At 55.3% G+C, this 17,750-nt stretch carries 14 protein-coding genes and 5 pseudogenes; 8 read left to right on the top strand and 11 right to left on the bottom strand.

The features are described from left to right. Nucleotides 1-8 precede the first annotated feature (8 nt). Both ASD70_RS05935 and ASD70_RS05930 read right to left on the bottom strand, forming a co-directional pair. A complete protein-coding gene (locus ASD70_RS05935) occupies nucleotides 9-1,433 on the bottom strand; it encodes a hypothetical protein (RefSeq protein WP_108240664.1) in 1,425 nt (474 codons plus the stop codon). A 705-nt stretch (nucleotides 1,434-2,138) separates the two neighbouring features. Continuing rightward, nucleotides 2,139-3,161 (bottom strand): zinc-dependent alcohol dehydrogenase family protein, encoded by a 1,023-nt coding sequence (locus tag ASD70_RS05930; RefSeq protein WP_043049405.1) that lies wholly within the window; start codon nucleotides 3,159-3,161, stop codon nucleotides 2,139-2,141. A 256-nt stretch (nucleotides 3,162-3,417) separates the two neighbouring features. Here ASD70_RS05930 and ASD70_RS05925 point away from each other — a divergent pair, with 256 nt between their 5' ends. Then, nucleotides 3,418-4,332 (top strand): LysR substrate-binding domain-containing protein, encoded by a 915-nt coding sequence (locus tag ASD70_RS05925; protein ID WP_056845912.1) that lies wholly within the window; start codon nucleotides 3,418-3,420, stop codon nucleotides 4,330-4,332. Nucleotides 4,333-4,494: 162 nt separating this feature from the next. Continuing rightward, nucleotides 4,495-4,609: pseudogene (locus tag ASD70_RS29290) on the top strand (recombinase family protein); the annotation flags it as partial. A gap of 213 nt (nucleotides 4,610-4,822) precedes the next feature. Here ASD70_RS29290 and ASD70_RS28185 read toward each other — a convergent pair. Together ASD70_RS28185 and ASD70_RS05920 are read right to left on the bottom strand one after the other, a co-directional pair. Further along, nucleotides 4,823-5,740 carry a helix-turn-helix domain-containing protein gene (locus ASD70_RS28185; RefSeq protein WP_082561412.1) on the bottom strand — a complete coding sequence of 306 codons (918 nt, stop codon included), beginning with the start codon at nucleotides 5,738-5,740 and terminating at the stop codon, nucleotides 4,823-4,825. Between the two features lie 170 nt (nucleotides 5,741-5,910). After that, nucleotides 5,911-7,284, bottom strand: coding sequence for an amidase family protein (locus tag ASD70_RS05920; RefSeq protein ID WP_056845911.1), 1,374 nt, complete (start codon nucleotides 7,282-7,284; stop codon nucleotides 5,911-5,913). A 376-nt stretch (nucleotides 7,285-7,660) separates the two neighbouring features. Between ASD70_RS05920 and ASD70_RS05915 the strand changes: the two genes are divergently transcribed. From ASD70_RS05915 to ASD70_RS05900, 4 genes are all read left to right on the top strand, one after another. Further along, entirely contained in the window at nucleotides 7,661-8,560 is a 900-nt protein-coding gene (locus ASD70_RS05915) for an alpha/beta fold hydrolase (protein WP_056845910.1), read from the top strand. A gap of 186 nt (nucleotides 8,561-8,746) precedes the next feature. Then, nucleotides 8,747-10,249, top strand: coding sequence for an amidase (locus ASD70_RS05910; protein ID WP_201783016.1), 1,503 nt, complete (start codon nucleotides 8,747-8,749; stop codon nucleotides 10,247-10,249). Nucleotides 10,250-10,265: 16 nt separating this feature from the next. Beyond that, the gene (locus ASD70_RS05905; protein ID WP_056845909.1) at nucleotides 10,266-10,760 is read left to right on the top strand and encodes a LuxR C-terminal-related transcriptional regulator; all 495 of its coding nucleotides are present in this window, start codon (nucleotides 10,266-10,268) and stop codon (nucleotides 10,758-10,760) included. Between the two features lie 85 nt (nucleotides 10,761-10,845). Then, nucleotides 10,846-11,472: a LysE family translocator gene (locus tag ASD70_RS05900; protein WP_056845942.1), complete on the top strand. Its 627-nt coding sequence runs from the start codon at nucleotides 10,846-10,848 to the stop codon at nucleotides 11,470-11,472. A 478-nt stretch (nucleotides 11,473-11,950) separates the two neighbouring features. On the opposite strand, the pseudogene ASD70_RS05895 reads toward ASD70_RS05900, so the two are convergent. The 3 genes and pseudogenes from ASD70_RS05895 to ASD70_RS05885 all read right to left on the bottom strand — a co-directional run. After that, nucleotides 11,951-12,164 (bottom strand): annotated as a pseudogene (locus ASD70_RS05895) (DUF2274 domain-containing protein); the annotation flags it as partial. After that, a pseudogene (locus tag ASD70_RS05890) lies at nucleotides 12,161-12,490 on the bottom strand (TrbI/VirB10 family protein); the annotation flags it as partial. The pseudogenes ASD70_RS05890 and ASD70_RS05895, both read right to left, overlap by 4 nt. Nucleotides 12,491-12,507: 17 nt before the next feature. Continuing rightward, nucleotides 12,508-13,203, bottom strand: a complete 696-nt coding sequence (locus ASD70_RS05885; RefSeq protein WP_056845907.1) for a B3/B4 domain-containing protein — start codon at nucleotides 13,201-13,203, stop codon at nucleotides 12,508-12,510. Between the two features lie 155 nt (nucleotides 13,204-13,358). On the opposite strand from ASD70_RS05885, the gene ASD70_RS05880 reads away from it, so the two are divergent. Next, nucleotides 13,359-13,961: an XRE family transcriptional regulator gene (locus tag ASD70_RS05880; protein WP_056845906.1), complete on the top strand. Its 603-nt coding sequence runs from the start codon at nucleotides 13,359-13,361 to the stop codon at nucleotides 13,959-13,961. Nucleotides 13,962-14,051: 90 nt separating this feature from the next. Here ASD70_RS05880 and ASD70_RS05875 read toward each other — a convergent pair. Continuing rightward, a pseudogene (locus ASD70_RS05875) lies at nucleotides 14,052-14,966 on the bottom strand (LysR family transcriptional regulator). 95 nt (nucleotides 14,967-15,061) lie between these two features. Further along, on the bottom strand, nucleotides 15,062-15,451 hold the full coding sequence (locus tag ASD70_RS05870) for a putative quinol monooxygenase (protein ID WP_056845905.1): 390 nt from the start codon (nucleotides 15,449-15,451) through the stop codon (nucleotides 15,062-15,064). A 320-nt stretch (nucleotides 15,452-15,771) separates the two neighbouring features. Here ASD70_RS05870 and ASD70_RS05865 point away from each other — a divergent pair, with 320 nt between their 5' ends. Continuing rightward, complete coding sequence (locus tag ASD70_RS05865) at nucleotides 15,772-16,686, top strand: LysR family transcriptional regulator (protein ID WP_056845904.1); 915 nt, start codon at nucleotides 15,772-15,774, stop codon at nucleotides 16,684-16,686. A 5-nt stretch (nucleotides 16,687-16,691) separates the two neighbouring features. On the opposite strand, the gene ASD70_RS05860 is transcribed toward ASD70_RS05865, so the two are convergent. Together ASD70_RS05860 and ASD70_RS05855 are read right to left on the bottom strand one after the other, a co-directional pair. Beyond that, the gene (locus ASD70_RS05860) at nucleotides 16,692-17,480 is read right to left on the bottom strand and encodes a carboxymuconolactone decarboxylase family protein (RefSeq protein ID WP_056845903.1); all 789 of its coding nucleotides are present in this window, start codon (nucleotides 17,478-17,480) and stop codon (nucleotides 16,692-16,694) included. Next, nucleotides 17,477-17,697, bottom strand: a pseudogene (locus tag ASD70_RS05855) (AraC family ligand binding domain-containing protein); the annotation flags it as partial. The gene ASD70_RS05860 and the pseudogene ASD70_RS05855, both read right to left, overlap by 4 nt. Nucleotides 17,698-17,750: the final 53 nt, after the last annotated feature.

Genomic DNA, 17,750 nt, shown 5'->3' with positions numbered 1-17,750 from the left:
AATACACGTTAACGCACCGATAACCGTGCAGTCGGTGCTTCGGACTGCGTGAATCGCGGCTTGCGTGCCAGGATGCCACGCTCGACCTGCAGCGGGCGCTTGCGGTACACGTGCTGCAATATCGGCAGCGGCAACCCGCTGGTATCCACCAGCCACTGTTGCAGCATGTCTGCTGCGGGCTTGCCTTGGAGCGCCTTGTGCAGCTCGGGGAGCGCCACCAGCATGCCGGGATGGCATTGACGCAAGAAGCCCTCCAGCCGCTCGCCGTGCTCAATGAAGGGTGCGAACAGCAGGCAGGTCAACTGACCCTCGTCCAAGCCGAAGAATTCTTGGGCATAGGTGGTGGACAGGATGCGCCCATCCTCGCTTGACGCCTCGGCGATCAATGCATTTGGGATTTTCCTACGGCGCATATAGTCCATCGCCTGGCGAATAAAACTCTCGACGCCATGCTCATAAGAAAGCTCACGCAGGCACTGGGCCTGCAAGCCGTGCAAGTGAGCCATGAGTAATGGATTGGGGGCGGCAGGATGGCTGAAGTGAAAATCAAACGGATCCTGCTTGTGCGCCAGGAAGTCAGTCAGCAGCGTGGATCGGGATACATCCACATCATCGAGCAAGTCGGCAATGCCGATATAGGCCAGATGACGGTACCCGCCCCGGCCCAGCTCCTCTGTACCCACATAATGCTCGCCATAGAGATCACGGTAGCAAGCGATACTCCACTCCTCCATGCGTGCAAACAGCCGGTTGAGCGACATCGGTTTGCCACGCGCGAAATCAAGGCCGGTTGCCAGCGCGGTTTTTTTCAGCCACGCCAGATATTGGCTTTGCTTGCGTGGCGAGTCACCGCTGACCATGGCATGCACACCGCCGTTCCAGGTGGCGACGCACTGGTAGAACTCACCGAAGGCCAGGTAGGTGTCGTTGCACAGCGTGGCGCGGATATCGCCGGACGTCAGGTGGCCCAGCAGTAGCATATTGCGCTGACTGACCTCACGCCCGGCGCTGGAAGCCGGGCGTTGCGGATTGAAGGGCTGGACGTCGCGGTTCTCGACCATCAACAGCTCCACACGCGGGTCGTCATGAAAAAACAGCGCGCTATAGCCTTGGTTCAAGTTGTCGAGGGTGGCCTGGGTCATGCCGGCATAGCGCAGGGTAGCAACCCGCAGGTGAAACGTCTTGGGCGCGCGGCCCGCGATGGTCAGTTGCGCGGCTCGCAGCATTGCCAGCGTGTAACTGCTGACCTCACCGCCGCCGTGGGTGATCAGCACTTTGTAGTGGCCCACTTGCTCCATGCCACCGGCTGCCACCACAATTCGCTGGACCAACAATTGAAGTACAGTCCGCTCGGACCGCGTGAAATGCCCGATCATACGCTGCAGAACTTGTTGGTAAACATAGTTCATGGCTTGCTCATGAATTGCGCTCATTATTCTACTACCTGAGTTGAAGTGTCAGTTTCAAGCAACTATCAATATGAATTGCTCGACCCATTACGACTGTAGGTGTGTCGGGTGCCACACGGCGCAAAGACAGTTGTACATTAGCACTTTGCAATAAAAGCATCGGCAACCTCATGCCTTCCTACTGTGGCCGAACCCCGGGAAAATCGCGCTCCAGCTCGAATATAGACGCGTCGAATTACCGGTCCTAGGAACACTCCGACAACTTCCTACACTGTTTTAACTAAAAAACGAGGGACACATCTGACGAATATTAATCACCCATTTTAATCTGCTCCTTGCAAAACAACCGGGCGCCTTCAGTACACTTTCAGGATGCACAGAGACGCCTTGCTTAGTTCCTGAAGTACGCGGCGGGAATATCAGGTAATCAATCATTGCTCAGTCCTTGAGATGACAGGGTAGGCACAATTATCGGCGCTCAAGTAATGATTAACAGATACAGACGATCGCCGAAAACCCGTTCAGATTCGCCAGGCCCGAGACGTTAATGGCGCCCACACGACAGCGCCGCACTGGGTTTCAGGGCGGCGTAAGGGGAAAAAGGTATTGTTTGCGGGGTGGAGCCCCCCTGGTCAGGCTCAACCCGAGAGTGGGTTAAGCCCTGTCAAATGGCGCATTTGCCTCATCGGCTCAGACGCCAGCGTATTCATTTGCGAATACTCCTACAGCTCAAACAGCTTCAACCTGCAAGGCGACACGCTCGCGACATGGGCATTCGTCCATATAGCGGTGGGCTTCAACAAATTGATCGAACGCAAATACCGTGGTTTTCAGTGGGACAAGCACACGGTCGGCCGTCAACTGGTTGATATCACGCAAGGCCCGCTGCAGTGCCACCTGATCCTGGACGATGCCCAGCTCCGGCTTGCCGGTGAAGTTGCCGATACAGTGAACGAAGAACTGAATATTCTTCTGGAACGCTGCACAGGCCGGAAATGGCGTCTGGTTGCCACCTTGCAAGCCATACAACACCAGGCTGCCACGGGGCGCCAGGACGTCCCCCAGCAACGACATCTGCGGGCCGCCCAGGCCATCGAATACGACGTCGACACCACGGTTGTCAGTGAACTTGTTGATCTGCATCAGCAGGTCTTGTTCTTCGGTGACAATGACTTTTTCCGCCCCGAGGGAGAGCAGGTATTCGCGTTCGGCGCTGTTTTTCGTCGCGGCAATCACCCGCACACCCAGGGCCTTGCCCAGTTGCACAAACGAAGGGCCGGAACAGTGGCTGGCATCGGTCACCAGGGCAAACTGCCCAGGCTTGACCCGCGCCAGGTCCATATAAGCGAAATACGCAATCAGCAACGGCGTGTAGTGCACGCTGGCTTCAATCGGGCTCAAGACATCCGGGTAACGGGTCAGGGCAGAACGCGGCAAGATGATCTGCTCGCCATACACCGGGTAATCGTTGGGACTTTCAGCCGGAAAACTGGCCACCTTGTCGCCCACGGCCAAGTCATCAACGCCGTCACCCAAGGCGACTACCACACCCGCCATTTCATGCCCCAGGCCCGAAGGCAGGCGAGCATGGGAAGACGCCAGGTTCTGGCGCCATAGGATGTCGTACCAGCTGATGCCAATCGCCTCGACACGCACCTGCACTTCGCCCGGTGCGGGCTGCGCGGCTGCATGCTCTTCGCATTTGAGCACCTCGGCCGGACCAAACTTGTGAAAACGGATCGTGCGGGACATCGCAAACCTCGTCAAAGTAACCTCTAATGCCATGAACTTTATCTGGGCTTTCCAGGTAAGGCCACCGGTCGCCATTAATAGTCGACATGCCTGTCATTGATTTCGCGAAGGAGGAGCAGACCTCAACTATCGTAGGAAAAATCAATTAGCCGGTGCAGAGTACCAGCCTTTCCCCGTAAGATTCATGCCGGTCATGCTGCTGAATCGTGCGATATGGCCGCTCACGTCAAGTTTACAGACTCTTCCAGGACACAAGATGAACCGTAACGACCTGCGTCGTGTCGACCTTAACCTCTTGATCGTATTCGAAACCTTGATGCATGAGCGCAGTGTGACCCGCGCCGCCGAGAAATTGTTCCTCGGCCAGCCGGCCATCAGCGCGGCTTTGTCGCGCCTGCGCGGGCTGTTCGATGACCCGCTGTTTGTACGTACCGGACGCAGCATGGAACCCTCGGCCCGCGCCGTAGAGATCTTCGCCCTGCTCTCCCCGGCCCTGGACTCGATTTCCACCGCCGTCAGCCGCGCTGCCGAATTTGACCCAGCCACCAGCACTGCAGTGTTTCGTATCGGCCTGTCCGACGACGTGGAATTCGCCCTGCTGCCGCAATTGCTAAAGCGTCTGCGCGCCGAAGCCCCGGGCATCGTGCTGGTGGTGCGCCGCGTCAACTACATCCTGATGCCCGGCTTGCTCGCCTCGGGTGAAATCTCCATCGGCGTCAGCTACACCGCCGATCTGCCGGCCAACGCCAAGCGCAAGGTGCTGCGCCGCAGCCTGCCGAAGCTGCTGCGTGCCGACAGCGTGCCAGGCTCATTGAGCCTGGACGACTTCTGCTCACGCCCCCATGCCCTGGTGTCCTTCGCCGGCGACCTGAGCGGGTTTATTGATGAAGAGCTGGAGAAGCTCGGCCGCAAACGCCATGTGGTGTTGGCTGTACCTCAGTTCAACGGGTTGGGCACGTTGCTGGCGGGTACGGACATTCTGGCCACTGTGCCGGATTACGCCGCTGAGGCGCTGACCTCGGCGGGCGGATTACGCGCCGAAGACCCGCCGCTGCCAGTGCGTTCGTTTGAGCTGCACATGGCCTGGCGTGGGTCGCAGGACAATGACCCGGGTGAGCGGTGGTTGAGGTCGCGGATTCAGATGTTTTTTGGGGACCCCGATAGCCTGTAATGGAGTTCCAGTGAATTCCATAAAACTGTTTTATAACAATAGGTTATTTGCAATTTCAATCCATTGCCGCCTGTCTAAATCCAATGGATTCCACGACTCATGGGGACATAGTTGGGGGCAAATTTCGGTTCCTTGAAAAGGATGCCCCCACCGATGCCCCCGGAGGGCGACGAGTTCTCCGGGCGGATGCTGGGAGCCATCAACTCAATGTTGGTGGATATGATGTCCGCCATCGCGCAAGGACGAGCAACCCCGCGAACGTCAGGCTCAGGCAGTCGTCAGGCGCGTAATGTGACAACAAATGGTCAATAGACGACGACGGGCTGCGTCCATGATTGCAGCATAGATCGATAGGCAGTTATCGGCCACGAGCCCTCGTGATGACTGTTGGGCCACGCCATGGGGGGCGCGCCGATGTCGTCTACTGCCTTGCAGCATTGAAGCAATCTACAATATTTAGATGCGTCATCTTACCGGCCAGCGGCCCGTCCTATCTGCACGTGCGCTGCAATCGGTATTCGCTCGGCGATACGCCAACAGTTTTTCTGAAAGATCGAGCAAGATTAGCTGCAGAGGTAAAGCCAGATTGCATCGCAATTTCGCTGATGCTTACATCTTTATCAATAAGCAAAGATTGCGCGCGCTTAATGCGCAGGTCTGATATATATCTGATAGGAGATGCGCCAGTCGCAACTTTGAATGACCTCGAAAAATGGAAAACACTAAGGCAGGCTGCGTTAGCCAGATCGTCGAGCGAAATATCTCTGTCCAGGTTGTGTTGTATATACTCTAGTACACGTTTGAGCCGCGTTCGGTCTAAGCCTCTCCCCGAATTAGCATCAAAGTATGATTCAGTAAAGTTTTTACGGTCATCAATACGGTATCGCTGCAGTAGTCGTGCCGCCAGCCCGACGGCTAACGAATCCAACATTAATCGGCTGGTCGCTTCCTGTGAGTCTCTTCTTGCAAGTTCCTCGGCCACAGCAAAACCAATGCCTTGAATGAGTGGGTCATGGAGCCCCCCTACATATTCAAAGCTAGGGTTCATTGTACTTTCTTCTCGCTGACGTAGAGTTCCAAAGAGATCTGGCGGCATATAAATGTGAAGCAAGTCCACGGGACCAGAATTAAGGTGTAAATATCTAACGGCGACGCCCTGGGGACAGATGCTGGCAGAACCTGTATGAGAAACGAATCTCTGTTCAGTTCCCGCTGCCCTTCTGCGAAAATATGCTGTGCCGGCAATATTGACAACGACTTCCGTCACTGGCTGCAGAAAATCGGAGCATTCAAGCGTTACATGCCGATACATTTCTGCCGTCAGTACGCTAGTCCACCCTAGATCCGCCGATGACTTCAACAGATTACTTCCGCCATCTAGGTATTTGCTTCCAAAACCTCCACTCATGAGTTCTCCCCTGACTACACAAAACTTCTAGCGCTAATGATGGATAAGGTTTGGGTTTGCAAATCTATGCATCCATTAAGGATTTTGACAAAGTACCCGCTTGAATTTGACATACCTTATCAATCCGACTGACCACGCTGTCTCTATTTCCTATCTTTTGTCAAGCCCAGTTAGTGATAACTGCTAGAACGGACCAAGGGCTCCATGGCGATTGTCGCCAACAACAATTGGCTGTCATCGTCCGGCCCACCTGAGAAAAGAACAGACGTCGGAAGACCAGTCGCATCGAATCCGCTAGGAATGGCCACGCCACACCAATTCAAAAAGCTGCCGATCATCGTGTTTCTGAGCATAAGCGCATTCGTCGCGGCAAATGCTTCGTCATCGTTCTCAAGGAGCACTAGGAGGGGAGCGACAATGGGGACTGTTGGAAATGCGACAAATGTATTGCCATCAAATAGCGCAGCCAAAGATTCAATTAAGCATCCACGCGAGGTACGCAGTGCTGCCGCCGATTCAGTGCTGATGCTGCCCCCCTCTACTAGACGTGACTTCACTCTTCTATCCATCAGGTTGGCTGCGGTTGTAAGCAAGCGGTGGCCGTGAAGCTCATAGGCTTCAATGGCAACGAGTGTGCCGTATCTAGCCCCTAGTGACAGCACATCGTCCAAAACTGGCAACCGCCGACGTTCTATAACGGCACCTTCATCACTTAGACGGCCGATCGCGGATTCAAAGTTACTGAGGACGGCCGGCTCCACGCCATCCCAAACCGCGTTTGTGGGAACAACCAGCCGTATGCCTCGAACGGTTCGGCGGGGTCGCTCGGCTATGGCGAGTCCACGAGCAGCAGCATCAATAACGGCTGCATCTACGACCGTTTGTGTCAAGACTCCAGCCGTATCAAGAGTGCGCGAAAGAGGGTAACAACCATTAAGAGGCCACCGCCCGCTCGAAGTCTTAAATCCAATGATGCCATTGAGCGCAGCGGGTATCCGCACTGAGCCACTTGTGTCTGTTCCGATAGCTGCGGATACAAGGCCAAGCGCTACGGCGACTCCACACCCTGATGAAGATCCCCCCGGAATGCGTGGTTCTTTCCGGTCCCAAGGGTTCCTTGGCGTGCCATAATGAGGATTGAGCCCTAGCCCTGAAAAAGCGAACTCAGTCATATTCAGCTTCCCCACCGTCACCGCGCCCGCATCTGTTAAGCGACGCACCAATGCAGCGTCAACCAGAGCCGGGCCTTGGTCTAGAATGCGAGACCCCGCGCGCGTGACCATTCCCTTCAAATCATAGAGATCCTTCCACGCCACAGGGATGCCATCAAGGACTCCAAGGGAACGACCTTCTAAGATTCGTTTGGAAGAGGCTTCAGCCTCTCTGAAAGCCCTCTCGGGAGTAACTGAAGTGAATATTGCGGTGTCGGCGCAATTGGCGATCGCGTGAAATGTGGCATGAGCGATGTCGGTGGCCGTCGTAGCACCGCTCTTAATTAGCTCCGTCAGTCCGGATATTAAGCCATTATCCTCCTTAAGTTTCATTCTGCCCCCCCCCGAATTCCGTGTTAAGTGATTCGCCATTAAAGACACGAGACTGTAAGCATCGTAAAGAAGGCCATTCCATTCGAGACCAGCAGTCACTGAGGGCGGCTTATCAACCTCTTGGCTGAGTGACGCCGACGTGTAGACAGTGAGGCTACGACGGGCCCATTAAGTAACGCAGATTCGCTCTTTGGAATAGCCGACAATTCATGAATCCGTAAGCGACTACCATCATACTGCTCGGACTGGTAACTTTTGGCAAGAGAACGCAGAACCGCAAGATTCGCTGCATAACTCAGCAATTTTAGTGTGGCGTGCTTTTTTTTGGCGGACTAAGATTAGTTTCCGTACCTCGAACAAATTAAGGAAACCAACGATGACGACTTTGAAGACGATGGATATTACTCATTTGGGCGGCTCCCAAATAGGATACAGGCTAAGCGCAAACTTTGATCCAGCTCTTCCAACCCTTGTGCTTATAAACTCCTTTACTACTTCATCGGAGCTTTTTTGCGCGCAGTTTTCAGATAGTAGCTTGAGCGGCAACACAAACTTGCTCGCCATTGAGCCTTATGGACATGGAGCGACTCGTACAAACAGCGAGCAGTTCACCTATTGGGATAGTGCAGCCGCTAACCTTCAAGTTCTGGAAAATCTCGAAATTCGCTCAGCGTTTGCCCTAGGCACATCGCAGGGCGGATGGATTGCGGCGCGCATGGCACTGCTCGCGCCAACCAAAATCAACGGGATTATTTTGCTTGGCACCTCGATGGATTATGAAAGCGCCGAAAGCCGAGAGATCGGCTGCTGGAACGCAGATCAATTCTGCAGTCCGTGGATATCGGAGTTAGCTGAGCAAGTCGGTACTGACTGGGCGTTGTCCGACCAATACTGCAATGACCTCATTGATCCAGCGTTCGGCGCAACCGTAGATGCGGAGATGCGTTCATTTTGGACGGCTCGCTTGAAAGAGAATTACAAGGGCGACGATGGTAGAGCGCGCCTACGCATGTGCACAATCAACTTGCGCGACCGAGATAGTTTGCGGGGTCGTCTGGATTCGATAACTTGCCCAGTCTTGTGGCTGCATGGCACAAACGACGTCGTATACTCTGTCTCGCATGCTGAAAAGGAAATCAAGATGTTCTCTCGTTCGCGCAACGCAGAACTGGCTTCTGTAGAAGGTGGACACCATTTTTTGAGCGCCACGAACCCCAACGAAGTTAATAAGCTTACTTTGGAATTTATCAATCGTTGGCAAGCGCATTTGGCGTAATCATTTGATAATAGACGGGGCAGTGTCTCAAGTGCTCTTAAAGTCATCTGTTAACGGGGCGCTTCAATTTGAGACTCAAAGGCTGCTCTGTACTTATCGACCAGGTAATCAACTTTATAGGTTTCCAGTGCTGGCTGTAGTGCCGAAGTAATTGCGCATACTGGCTCGTGCCAAGATACCAATGCCATGCAAGGCCAATATCAGAATGTATTAAGTTTTTTGCCCCCCCCCAAATGGGTGAGGGTCGTGCGCTCGAAGCGTAAAGAAGCATTTGAGTACGGGAATTTGAGAATGGACATTGATTGGCCGGATCTGTGTGAGCTGGACAGCGCGACGCTATTGGCAGCTTATAAAAGTCGGCATCTGTCACCTGTTGACGTTGTGCGTGCGGCGCTTGATCGTTGCACAAAAGTTCAAGATGCGTTGAACGCCTTTACATATATTGATTTCGATGGTGCGCTGACAGCAGCCAAGGCGTCTGAAAAGCGTTGGCGGAATGGGAAGCCGCTTTCGCTTATCGATGGTATCCCGACGACCCTTAAGGACATCTTCCACGTTGAGGGATGGAGCGTCCGCTATGGAAGTATGACAACGCCGGGAACGCCGAGCAATCAAGATGCACCGTCCGTTTCTCGGCTGCGCGAAGCCGGGGCAGTGTTCATCGGCCAAACTGCCGCTCCGGAATACAGCTGGAAAACGGTTACTGACAGCCCAGCGTTCGGTGTAACGCGTAATCCGTGGGATCCAACATGTACACCAGGTGGCTCTTCGGGAGGGGCGGCTGTAGCGGCCGCCTGCGGGGCGGGTGTGTTACACCTCGGTACGGACGGTGGTGGCTCCATCCGGATACCAGCGTCCTTCACCGGAGTTTTTGGGCTAAAGCCCAGTCACGGCCGCGTGCCTGTCTACCCGCCTAGTTCGTTCGGCACAGTTGCGCACATCGGTCCAATTACGCGTACTGTCGCTGACGCTGCGGCGATGCTTGGGGTTCTATCAGGTCGAGATTTACGTGATTGGACGCAACCGCCGATGGCGTTCCCGAACGTTTCTTTGGCGCCATTCACATGGAGAGGCAAACGAATTGGATACTGGCGTACACCCTGCATCGGAAACGTGGATGGCCAAGTGGCCACGGCTATTGAAGCAACACTCGTAGGTTTGGAAGCGGCAGGGGCGTCGGTGACTGAGATGCGGCTCCCTTATCAGGATGAGCTCCTCGAGATGTACAACCGACACTGGTATATCGGGGCGGCAAATCTTCTGACATCAATCAGCACGCGAAACCATGCCAACCTTGACCCAGGACTCGTCCGGGCCGCTATCGTTGGGCGCAGATACAGTGGGGTCGAGAGGCTGGAGGCAGAGGTTTGGCGGAACAGATATGGCTCGGCGATGGATAATTTACTTTCTGATTTCGACTTTATCATGTCTCCATCCGTCCCAATCCTTCCCTTTGAGGTGGGTAGAGACGTCCCTAGGTCCAGCGATGCAAAAAGTTGGACTGAATGGTGCTCATTTAGCTTCCCCATCAATCTCAGTCAGCAGCCAGCCTGTTCTGTGCCATGTGGCTTGAGCAAGGAGGGGCTGCCAATTGGTTTGCAAATCATTGGATCACGTGGAGCGGACTCAGACGTCCTCAGTGCAGCGCTCTGTTACGAGAGAGCATTTCCCGACCGACTTATACGATGAAAAGGACTATGTGCAATTGGACCCGGTCGTCAAAAAGGCGCGGCTGACCCAACTGCCCTTTGTCTGGGAAAGTACACTGCTCGAACAGGAACCCTGCTTCTGGAAGGAAGCGGGTGACGCGGGCCTGAGGGTGGGCTGGACATGTTCCAGTATCAGCAGCAGCGGCACCTTCAGCATGTTGACGCTCGCCCGCAACGAAGAGCCGCTCACCTTCAGCGAATTGAATGACAAAGAGCTGAAAATGCGCTGGCTGGCCGATGCCACTCACGTTGCACTGAGCCGCCTGTTCAAACCGCAGGAACTCGAGGAATCCTACTGGCGGTTGACCGCCCGGAAAATCGAGATCCTGCGCTGGACAGTCGACGGAAAAACCCAGTGCGAGATCTCACAAATTCTCTCGGTATCTTTCGACACTGTGAAGTTTCACAGTAAAAATGCTATCGCCAAGCTGGGCACTACCAATAAAACCGCAGCCGTGGTGAGAGCGACCGTTCTGGGCGTGCTGGGCTAAAGAGCCTGCTATCCTATCATCAGGCCGCATGGCGCTCATCCCGAAAGCCCCGGGGCGGGCTCCCAAACACAAAAGGAGAATAATTGTGTTCCCATTGGATATTTGGCTGACCTATACCGCCGCCTGTCTTTTACTGGTGCTTTCCCCAGGGCCAGATAACCTGCTGGCAATCGCCAGGGGGCTCAGCCAGGGAAGACTGGCGGCTGCCATCTCAGGCATGGCTTCGGGCACCGGAATCCTTTTTCACGTGACAACCGCCTCCCTGGGGTTGACGCTCTTGATGCAGACCTCAGTGCTGGCCTTCTGGATCGTCAAGGTGATCGGGGCCAGCTACTTGCTTTGGCTCGGTATCAAAGTCTTGCGCTCGCGTAGCCTGATCAACTTTCAGCCTGCCGCGCGCCAGCCCTTGAAAAAAATATTCCTCACCGGTTTTCTGTCTGCAGCACTGAATCCCAAGCCGGGCCTCTTTGTACTCGCATTCATTCCTCAGTTCGTCAACCCAAAGCTGGGCTCGGTCACGTTGCAAATGATGGTATACGGCGCCTGGTTCGCGGGTATAACCGCACTGGGCTTCGCCCTCATGGGGATTTTCGCGACGAGCCTTTCGACGTGGCTGCAACGCAAGCCCAAAGTGATCAACGGGTTAAACGTGGGGGCAGGATTGACCTTCGTTGTTTCCGGTTTTTCGATAGCAACCCTGACCCAAAAATAACGTGCTAATTTAGCTTGTCTGCCCATCGACACTTTATCGAGCTGAGCTCTACGAGGCGGAGCTTGCCTATTTTCGGAGTCGTTACTATGCCGACGGTGAATTGAGTGACCGTTTCCCTCACCTGCAACTCCGGCCCTCAGACCACCTTGATCTCGTTCAGGCAGTTATTGAAGGGGTGAACGACACCCCACGCGACCGAATGTTGGCTCTCCTGATGATCGTCTGGCGCCTACGCAACAATCTCTTCCACGGCGAAAAATGGGCCTATGAGCTTCGCGATCAGAGAGAGAACTTCAGTCATGCGAACAGCGTTTTGATGCGAATACTCGAACGCCATGGCCGGCTTGGCTAAGAGTCCAGCCGTCCTTGAGGACCGTTTCCTAGCCAAGTTGAACCAGCCCCCGCGCTCGATCCAGGCTTTAGGACCCCCGAATGCGCAGCGGGGTACCGTAAGCCTAGTGTGTCCAGCGCGGCTATTTCGGGTCGCCCTTCTAAATCCCCTGCCCCCTGCCATAAAGGCCTCCAGCATGTACGGAATGAGAGTCGCCGCATCGACAGTCTCGCCATACGCTTGACCGTGCAATGCCGCATAGCGGTCCAAGTCGGCTTTCAATCTCGCTGGACACAAGATGGTGCTTGACGCTCTCGGTCTTAGGGAGCGGCCCCAGTCGGAGCTTGGGCGACGTGCTCATCTTGAGATTCCCCGATCAAAGAACAGAGGCTGATACGGCCTCAGAATCAAATCGCGATTGATAATGACGCGGATCGGCAATCCGGGACGCTCAGTGAGCGCTGGCTGGATGCGGAGGTTGCGTCGGGTCATTTCCTGCCCGACGTCATTCACGCTGTCCTGCATGCTGTCACGCCCTGCGATGATGACGCGACCACCGTTTTGGCGATTCTCCGGTGCAGCCAACTCCGCGCCGACACCCAGCAATGTCGTCAACGCGGCACCTGCAAAGATGCGATCCCAGTGCCAATCGACACCATCCTTCAGGCCAGCGTAACCAGCCGGATCATACGGTTGTCTATCGACTATTTGGCCCCAGGACCAATCAGTGAGCTTTCGATCTGAACACCTGGCATCATTTGCTGCAGTCCTTCGATCAGCCTGTCCCCCGCTTCCGTCAAAGCTTCAAGCGGCATCGCTGGCAGACTCTCCAGAATGAACCACATGCTCTTCGCGTCAGCACCGAGACGGGTCCTGACACCTTGCCGCCAATTCCAGCGACGGCAGGTCACGCCTTGGTCATCGCGCCAGACAACCTCGCCGGCATCTGGATACTCGAAAGCAGGAGCACCCTCTTTCATAGTGTCAAAAGGTTCGGTGCCATCGGCGACTACCAGTCGTGGGGAGCCCACATAGGCTTCAATGTTTTCCCCGCCAACCGGGATGGCGTACTCAATGCTGATTGCGTTGTAGAGATCGACGATGGGATCCAGGCTAGGCAAGCTGCCGTCACGTAAAACTCGTTTGCGCAGCGCCTCTGCTGAACAAGGCGTGCGCTGCGGCTTGGCGCCAAACTTTCGGAACGTGTCAGTCCATGCGACCAAATGGGCTTCTCCCCAGCTCGGCCCGCCTTCCTGCACAGCCTTGCAAGCACGGTCCAGCGCAGCCTGGGCCACCTCAGGATGAGCCAGTGGTGCAGCTTCCACCACGATGCTCAGGGCCCTGAACTCCGGCGCCAGCTCGGCAACGGCTTGATCGATTAACGGCAGTACGGACAGCATCAAAAACCTCCAGGAATCTAAATGTCATTTCATGCTAGTCAGCGACGACCAGAAAAGTCAATATAATGACCAGTCTACTATAACGGCTGAGCCGATTGACGGAGCTGCTGATAAAGGTCGAGAATCCCAGCACATTTTTCCCATAACCCTCATCAATGACCGCGAATACCAGCTTGTCGACTACCCCAGGTGCTGATGCTCAAGCTGTCAGCCTAGCCGTTGCGCGCACGCTCAAACAGGCGCGCAAAGCCCAGAAGATCACGTTGGATGAGCTTTCCCGCCGCGCTGGCGTGAGCAAAGGGATGGTTGTCGAAATAGAGAAATGTACGGCGAACCCCAGTATCGGCATCCTTTGCAAAATCGCCGCAGCGTTGGGCCTGTCCGTTGCAGACTTCGTCAATGTGACCGAAGCCCCATCCGCCCATATCATCGACAGTAAAGATATTCCCACCCTCTGGACCGGGGATCAGGGAGGCACAGCGCGCCTTCTGGCGGGAACCTCCGGACCAAATATGATCGAGCTGTGGCGTTGGGAAATGCACCCAGGCGAATCTTACGCTTCACAGGGGCATCCTCAGGGCACGCTTGAACTGTTTCATGTGGAAAAAGGCACGCTGAAATGCGTGGTAGGAGAAACAGAGTTGGTCATCCCTTCGGGAAGCTCGGCAGTGGCGAAAACCGATGTGCCTCACTCCTATTCCAACGCTGGCAGATCCAAGTTGGTGTTCACCATGTCCGTGACGGAGCTGCATCAGTAGATACCGGCAGACTGGCAGCCCGTGAGCATCTGCAAAGTGGGCGAACCAGCCAACGCTGCTACTCCCATAACAGTGATGACACGCCGGTATTCAATCATCTCTCTCTTGGGCGCGTCGGGGATAGCGCAGTGCTTCAACCAAAAGGCTGAACGCCGGAGAGGCTTGAAGGCGACTGGGGTAATACAGGTGAAATCCGGCGAACGGCGGGCACCAGTCGTGCAACACCCGAATCAAGTCGCCCTTGGCGATATGCTGGTGAACAAGTGTTTCCGGCAGATACCCTACTCCTGCCCCGCTCCGGCAGGCATCGAGCGTCTGATAAACACCATTGACGACGAGTTGCCCGCTGACCTGAACATTCTTGGTGACACCTTCTTTCTCGAACTCCCAGGTATAGATACCGCCATGGGTGGGGAAACGCATGTTGATGCAGTTATGGCCGACAAGTTCGTCGGGTTCTCCAGGGGGCACATGCACCGCGAAGTAATCTGGCGTTGCTACCACGGCCATGCGCATGTCAGGGGCAATCCGTGTAGCAATCATCCCCTCTCCCACCGTGTCGCCATACCGAACGCCTGCGTCATAACGGTCGGCAACAATGTCGACCAGTCGTTAATCACAGTTCACCTCAACGTTGATGTCTGGGTACCGAGCCAGAAAGGTTTCCAGCACTGGCCATAACACCGTATGAAAGCTGAAGTCTGCGGCAGTGATCCGTAGGGTGCCAGCCGGCTTTTCTCGAAGCCCCAGCAGCTTCTGGAAATTGGCTTCCATGGCCTCAAAGTGAGGGTTCATGCCGTCGTAGAGCGCCTGCCCGGCATCGGTCAATGTGACACTGCGTGTGGTGCGGGTTAGAAGCCTCATCCCTAACCGTTCTTCGAATGCCTTGATGGTATGGCTCATCGCAGATTGAGACACGCGTAGTTGTGAAGCTGCCTTGGTGAAACTTCTTTCTCGCGCAACCGCAATGAAGACCAGTAGGTCGTTGGCGTTCTCACGCAGCATTTTGCTACTCCTTGACTATGGCGCTGATACCCCCTCGATCAAATAGACATCTGTCTTGGCTGAACGAGACCGACCAACCCCCTCCGGAAAATCGATCATCGAGGCGGCTGGGCGCTGAGTTGAACCGGATCGGTTTCAATCAGCACTCTGGACAGGATCATCGGCTGGGTCGTTGTCACATACTTCTGAAAATGCGCGGACGCAATATGGCTTCGATATGCCGCCTCATCGGCGTATATCTCGAAGAAGTGCAGCCGATTCGGATGATCCTTTTCCGCGACCGAATAAATCGCCAACACGCCGGGCTCAAGACGAACGGAGTCAGCCATTTCCTCTTTGACTGCAGCGTGATATGCCGCCAGTTGCGCCGGATCAATCACCAATTGCGCAATACGCACGACTTTTTCTGCCGGCGGTGCGGCGAGCACCGATCCCATCCAAAGACAACTCACAACAACAGTGGCGTGCAGGGCTGAAATCCGCATACATAGTTCTCTGATGGTTATTAGCGAAGTCATGCTACAGCGCACGCGCCAAAAGCATTCATGAGCAGACCAGATAACTGTTATGAGCCCAAAACATTTCGCGGGCAGCCTGAGCCCAACCTAGGATTGAAAAGTGTGAAGAGGCCTACCCTGCACGCTCAGGAGATCACCGCTTGGGATTCTTTGTGATTCACGATCCGGCGGGCTACGAAGCGCCGGTGCATGCCGACATACCCCACCAGGAGGTCATCTTCCTGGATGAAGTAGATTTGACCGCACCCGTCTGAGGTGCCCCTACAAATAAAAGTTCGGAGTCATCCATGCAGCTAAGCCGCACGAACCTGGCAGATATCATTTACTTTCTGGCCATCGCCCGGCATCAAAGCTTCAGAAAGGCCGGCCTGGAGGTAGGGATCAGTGCATCAGCACTTAGTCACGCCATGAAAGGCCTTGAGACGCGACTTGGCGTGCGATTGCTCAATCGTACCACCCGGAGTGTGACGCTTACGGCCGCTGGCGAGGAGTTGCAAGAACTGATCAGTTCTCCTGTCAACGCTATCGGGCAGGCGTTTGAGACCCTGAATCGACTGCGCGATGAGCCCGCCGGGCGTATCCGTCTAAACGTCTTGAGCGACGGTGCCAAACTGCTACTGGGGCCCGTCCTCCCGGTGTTTGTTGAGCGATACCCGGATATTGAGGTCGACCTCACCGTGACCAATAAAATGGTCGATATTATTGGCGATGGCCATGATGCAGGTATTCGTTTTGGCGGGACGGTTCCCGAAGACATGATCGCTCAGCGGCTATCGCCCGACGTGGCATGGGCCGTCGTGGGCGCGCCGGGTTACCTTGAACGATTCGGCACCCCGACGCACCCAAAAGATTTGCACGGGCACCGTTGTCTGCGGATACGACTGGGGAATTCGCGTCTCTATCACTGGCAATTTGCGAAAGATGGCCAGCAGATTGAGATTAACGCGCCGGGTGCTATTACGCTGGATGAGACGCGCATCGGTGTGGCTCTGGCAGCGCGCGGCGCAGGGCTGATGTATGTTCCAGCATCCATTGTCGAACCTCATGTCGAACAAGGTTCGTTGAAGCGCGTGCTGGAGGACTGGACTCACTACGACCCAGGCTTTCACATCTACTACTCAAGCTCCAGGCAAGTACCTGTCGGCCTTCGCCTGCTGATTGAGCTGATTCGCGAACTGGATCCCATGGGGCCACTCCCCTAGCGGCGTCAGCTCTCTTGTCGTTTAGTAAACACGTCGCCAAACACCGGTACCGCCGAAAACGCGTTGGGCCAGCCGGCATAGAACGCCAGATGCGTCAGCAGTTCGCTAGCCTCGGTCTGTGTCAGGCCATTGTCCATCGCGCGATTGAGGTGGTAACCGATCTGGGCAACCTGACCGTTTGCCACCAAGGTAGTGACGGTGATCAGGCTACGGTCCCTGGGCGCGAGCCCCGGCCGTAACCAAAGGTCGTTGAATAGCGCGCTGGTGGTGTACTGCACTAACCCCGGGGAAATGGCCCCCACGGATTTGTCGACATTCGCTGCACGTGAGTTTTCGGCAACCTGATCAATGGGTAGCAGCACGGGCGACACCGGCGCCAGTTGATCAGCGCCTATGCCGTGCCGGTTTAACACTTCCCTGGCCGCTGGCGCTGCGCCTGCGGCATTGCCCCAGCCCGAGTAGAACGCAAGGTGGTTGATTGCTTCGGACAGCTCCAAAGGCGTCACGCCATTGTTCAACGCCAAGTCGAAATGCGCGGCCATCTCTGCTGTTTGACCTCGCGCAACCAGTACAGCCACCGTTGCCAAGCTTCGGTCGCGGGGCGACAACTCGGGGCGTTTCCAGACGTCGCCGAGGAGTAACGAGTCGGTATTGTGCGCCATTATCGGTGAAGTGGCGCGTATGTCAGCTGATGTTGGCACGTTGGAAATCTCCTTGGTCAGCGCCGCTTCGTGGCTGGCGCAGGCAGTTAAACATATCGCGATGGCCGCTATTGAAACGGTCCGTACACTCATAATGAAGCCTCATGTTGGGCTTCGATAACAGGCTCCAGCCACTCGACATTTTTGCCGTCAAATGACTCTTGAATAGCCATGTGGGTCATGCCCGTCGTGCTGTTTACCCCATGCCAATGCTTGACCCCAGGGGGCGTCCAAATCACATCGCCAGGCTTGATCATCTGTTTCTCAGCCCCTTCTGCTAAACCCAACCGGCCCCCGTCGTGACGACCAATCCCTCTAACCAAACTAATGCACGGGGGTTAATTCAACTACCCGTTCCTCGGT

This window comes from Pseudomonas sp. Root569 (assembly GCF_001427465.1).
In the GTDB taxonomy this organism is placed as follows: domain Bacteria; phylum Pseudomonadota; class Gammaproteobacteria; order Pseudomonadales; family Pseudomonadaceae; genus Aquipseudomonas; species Aquipseudomonas synxantha.
This window is presented reverse-complemented; position numbering and strand designations above follow the sequence as displayed.

Coding starts and splice junctions, on each gene's coding strand:
- ASD70_RS05935 (WP_108240664.1), bottom strand. CDS start 1,433: ATGAGCGCAATTCATGAGCAAGCCATGAACTATGTTTACCAACAAGTT.
- ASD70_RS05930 (WP_043049405.1), bottom strand. CDS start 3,161: ATGTCCCGCACGATCCGTTTTCACAAGTTTGGTCCGGCCGAGGTGCTC.
- ASD70_RS05925 (WP_056845912.1), top strand. CDS start 3,418: ATGAACCGTAACGACCTGCGTCGTGTCGACCTTAACCTCTTGATCGTA.
- ASD70_RS05865 (WP_056845904.1), top strand. CDS start 15,772: ATGCAGCTAAGCCGCACGAACCTGGCAGATATCATTTACTTTCTGGCC.
- ASD70_RS05910 (WP_201783016.1), top strand. CDS start 8,747: ATGCAAGGCCAATATCAGAATGTATTAAGTTTTTTGCCCCCCCCCAAA.
- ASD70_RS05920 (WP_056845911.1), bottom strand. CDS start 7,284: ATGAAACTTAAGGAGGATAATGGCTTAATATCCGGACTGACGGAGCTA.
- ASD70_RS05885 (WP_056845907.1), bottom strand. CDS start 13,203: ATGCTGTCCGTACTGCCGTTAATCGATCAAGCCGTTGCCGAGCTGGCG.
- ASD70_RS05915 (WP_056845910.1), top strand. CDS start 7,661: ATGACGACTTTGAAGACGATGGATATTACTCATTTGGGCGGCTCCCAA.
- ASD70_RS05860 (WP_056845903.1), bottom strand. CDS start 17,480: ATGAGTGTACGGACCGTTTCAATAGCGGCCATCGCGATATGTTTAACT.
- ASD70_RS05870 (WP_056845905.1), bottom strand. CDS start 15,451: ATGCGGATTTCAGCCCTGCACGCCACTGTTGTTGTGAGTTGTCTTTGG.
- ASD70_RS05880 (WP_056845906.1), top strand. CDS start 13,359: ATGACCGCGAATACCAGCTTGTCGACTACCCCAGGTGCTGATGCTCAA.
- ASD70_RS28185 (WP_082561412.1), bottom strand. CDS start 5,740: ATGAGTGGAGGTTTTGGAAGCAAATACCTAGATGGCGGAAGTAATCTG.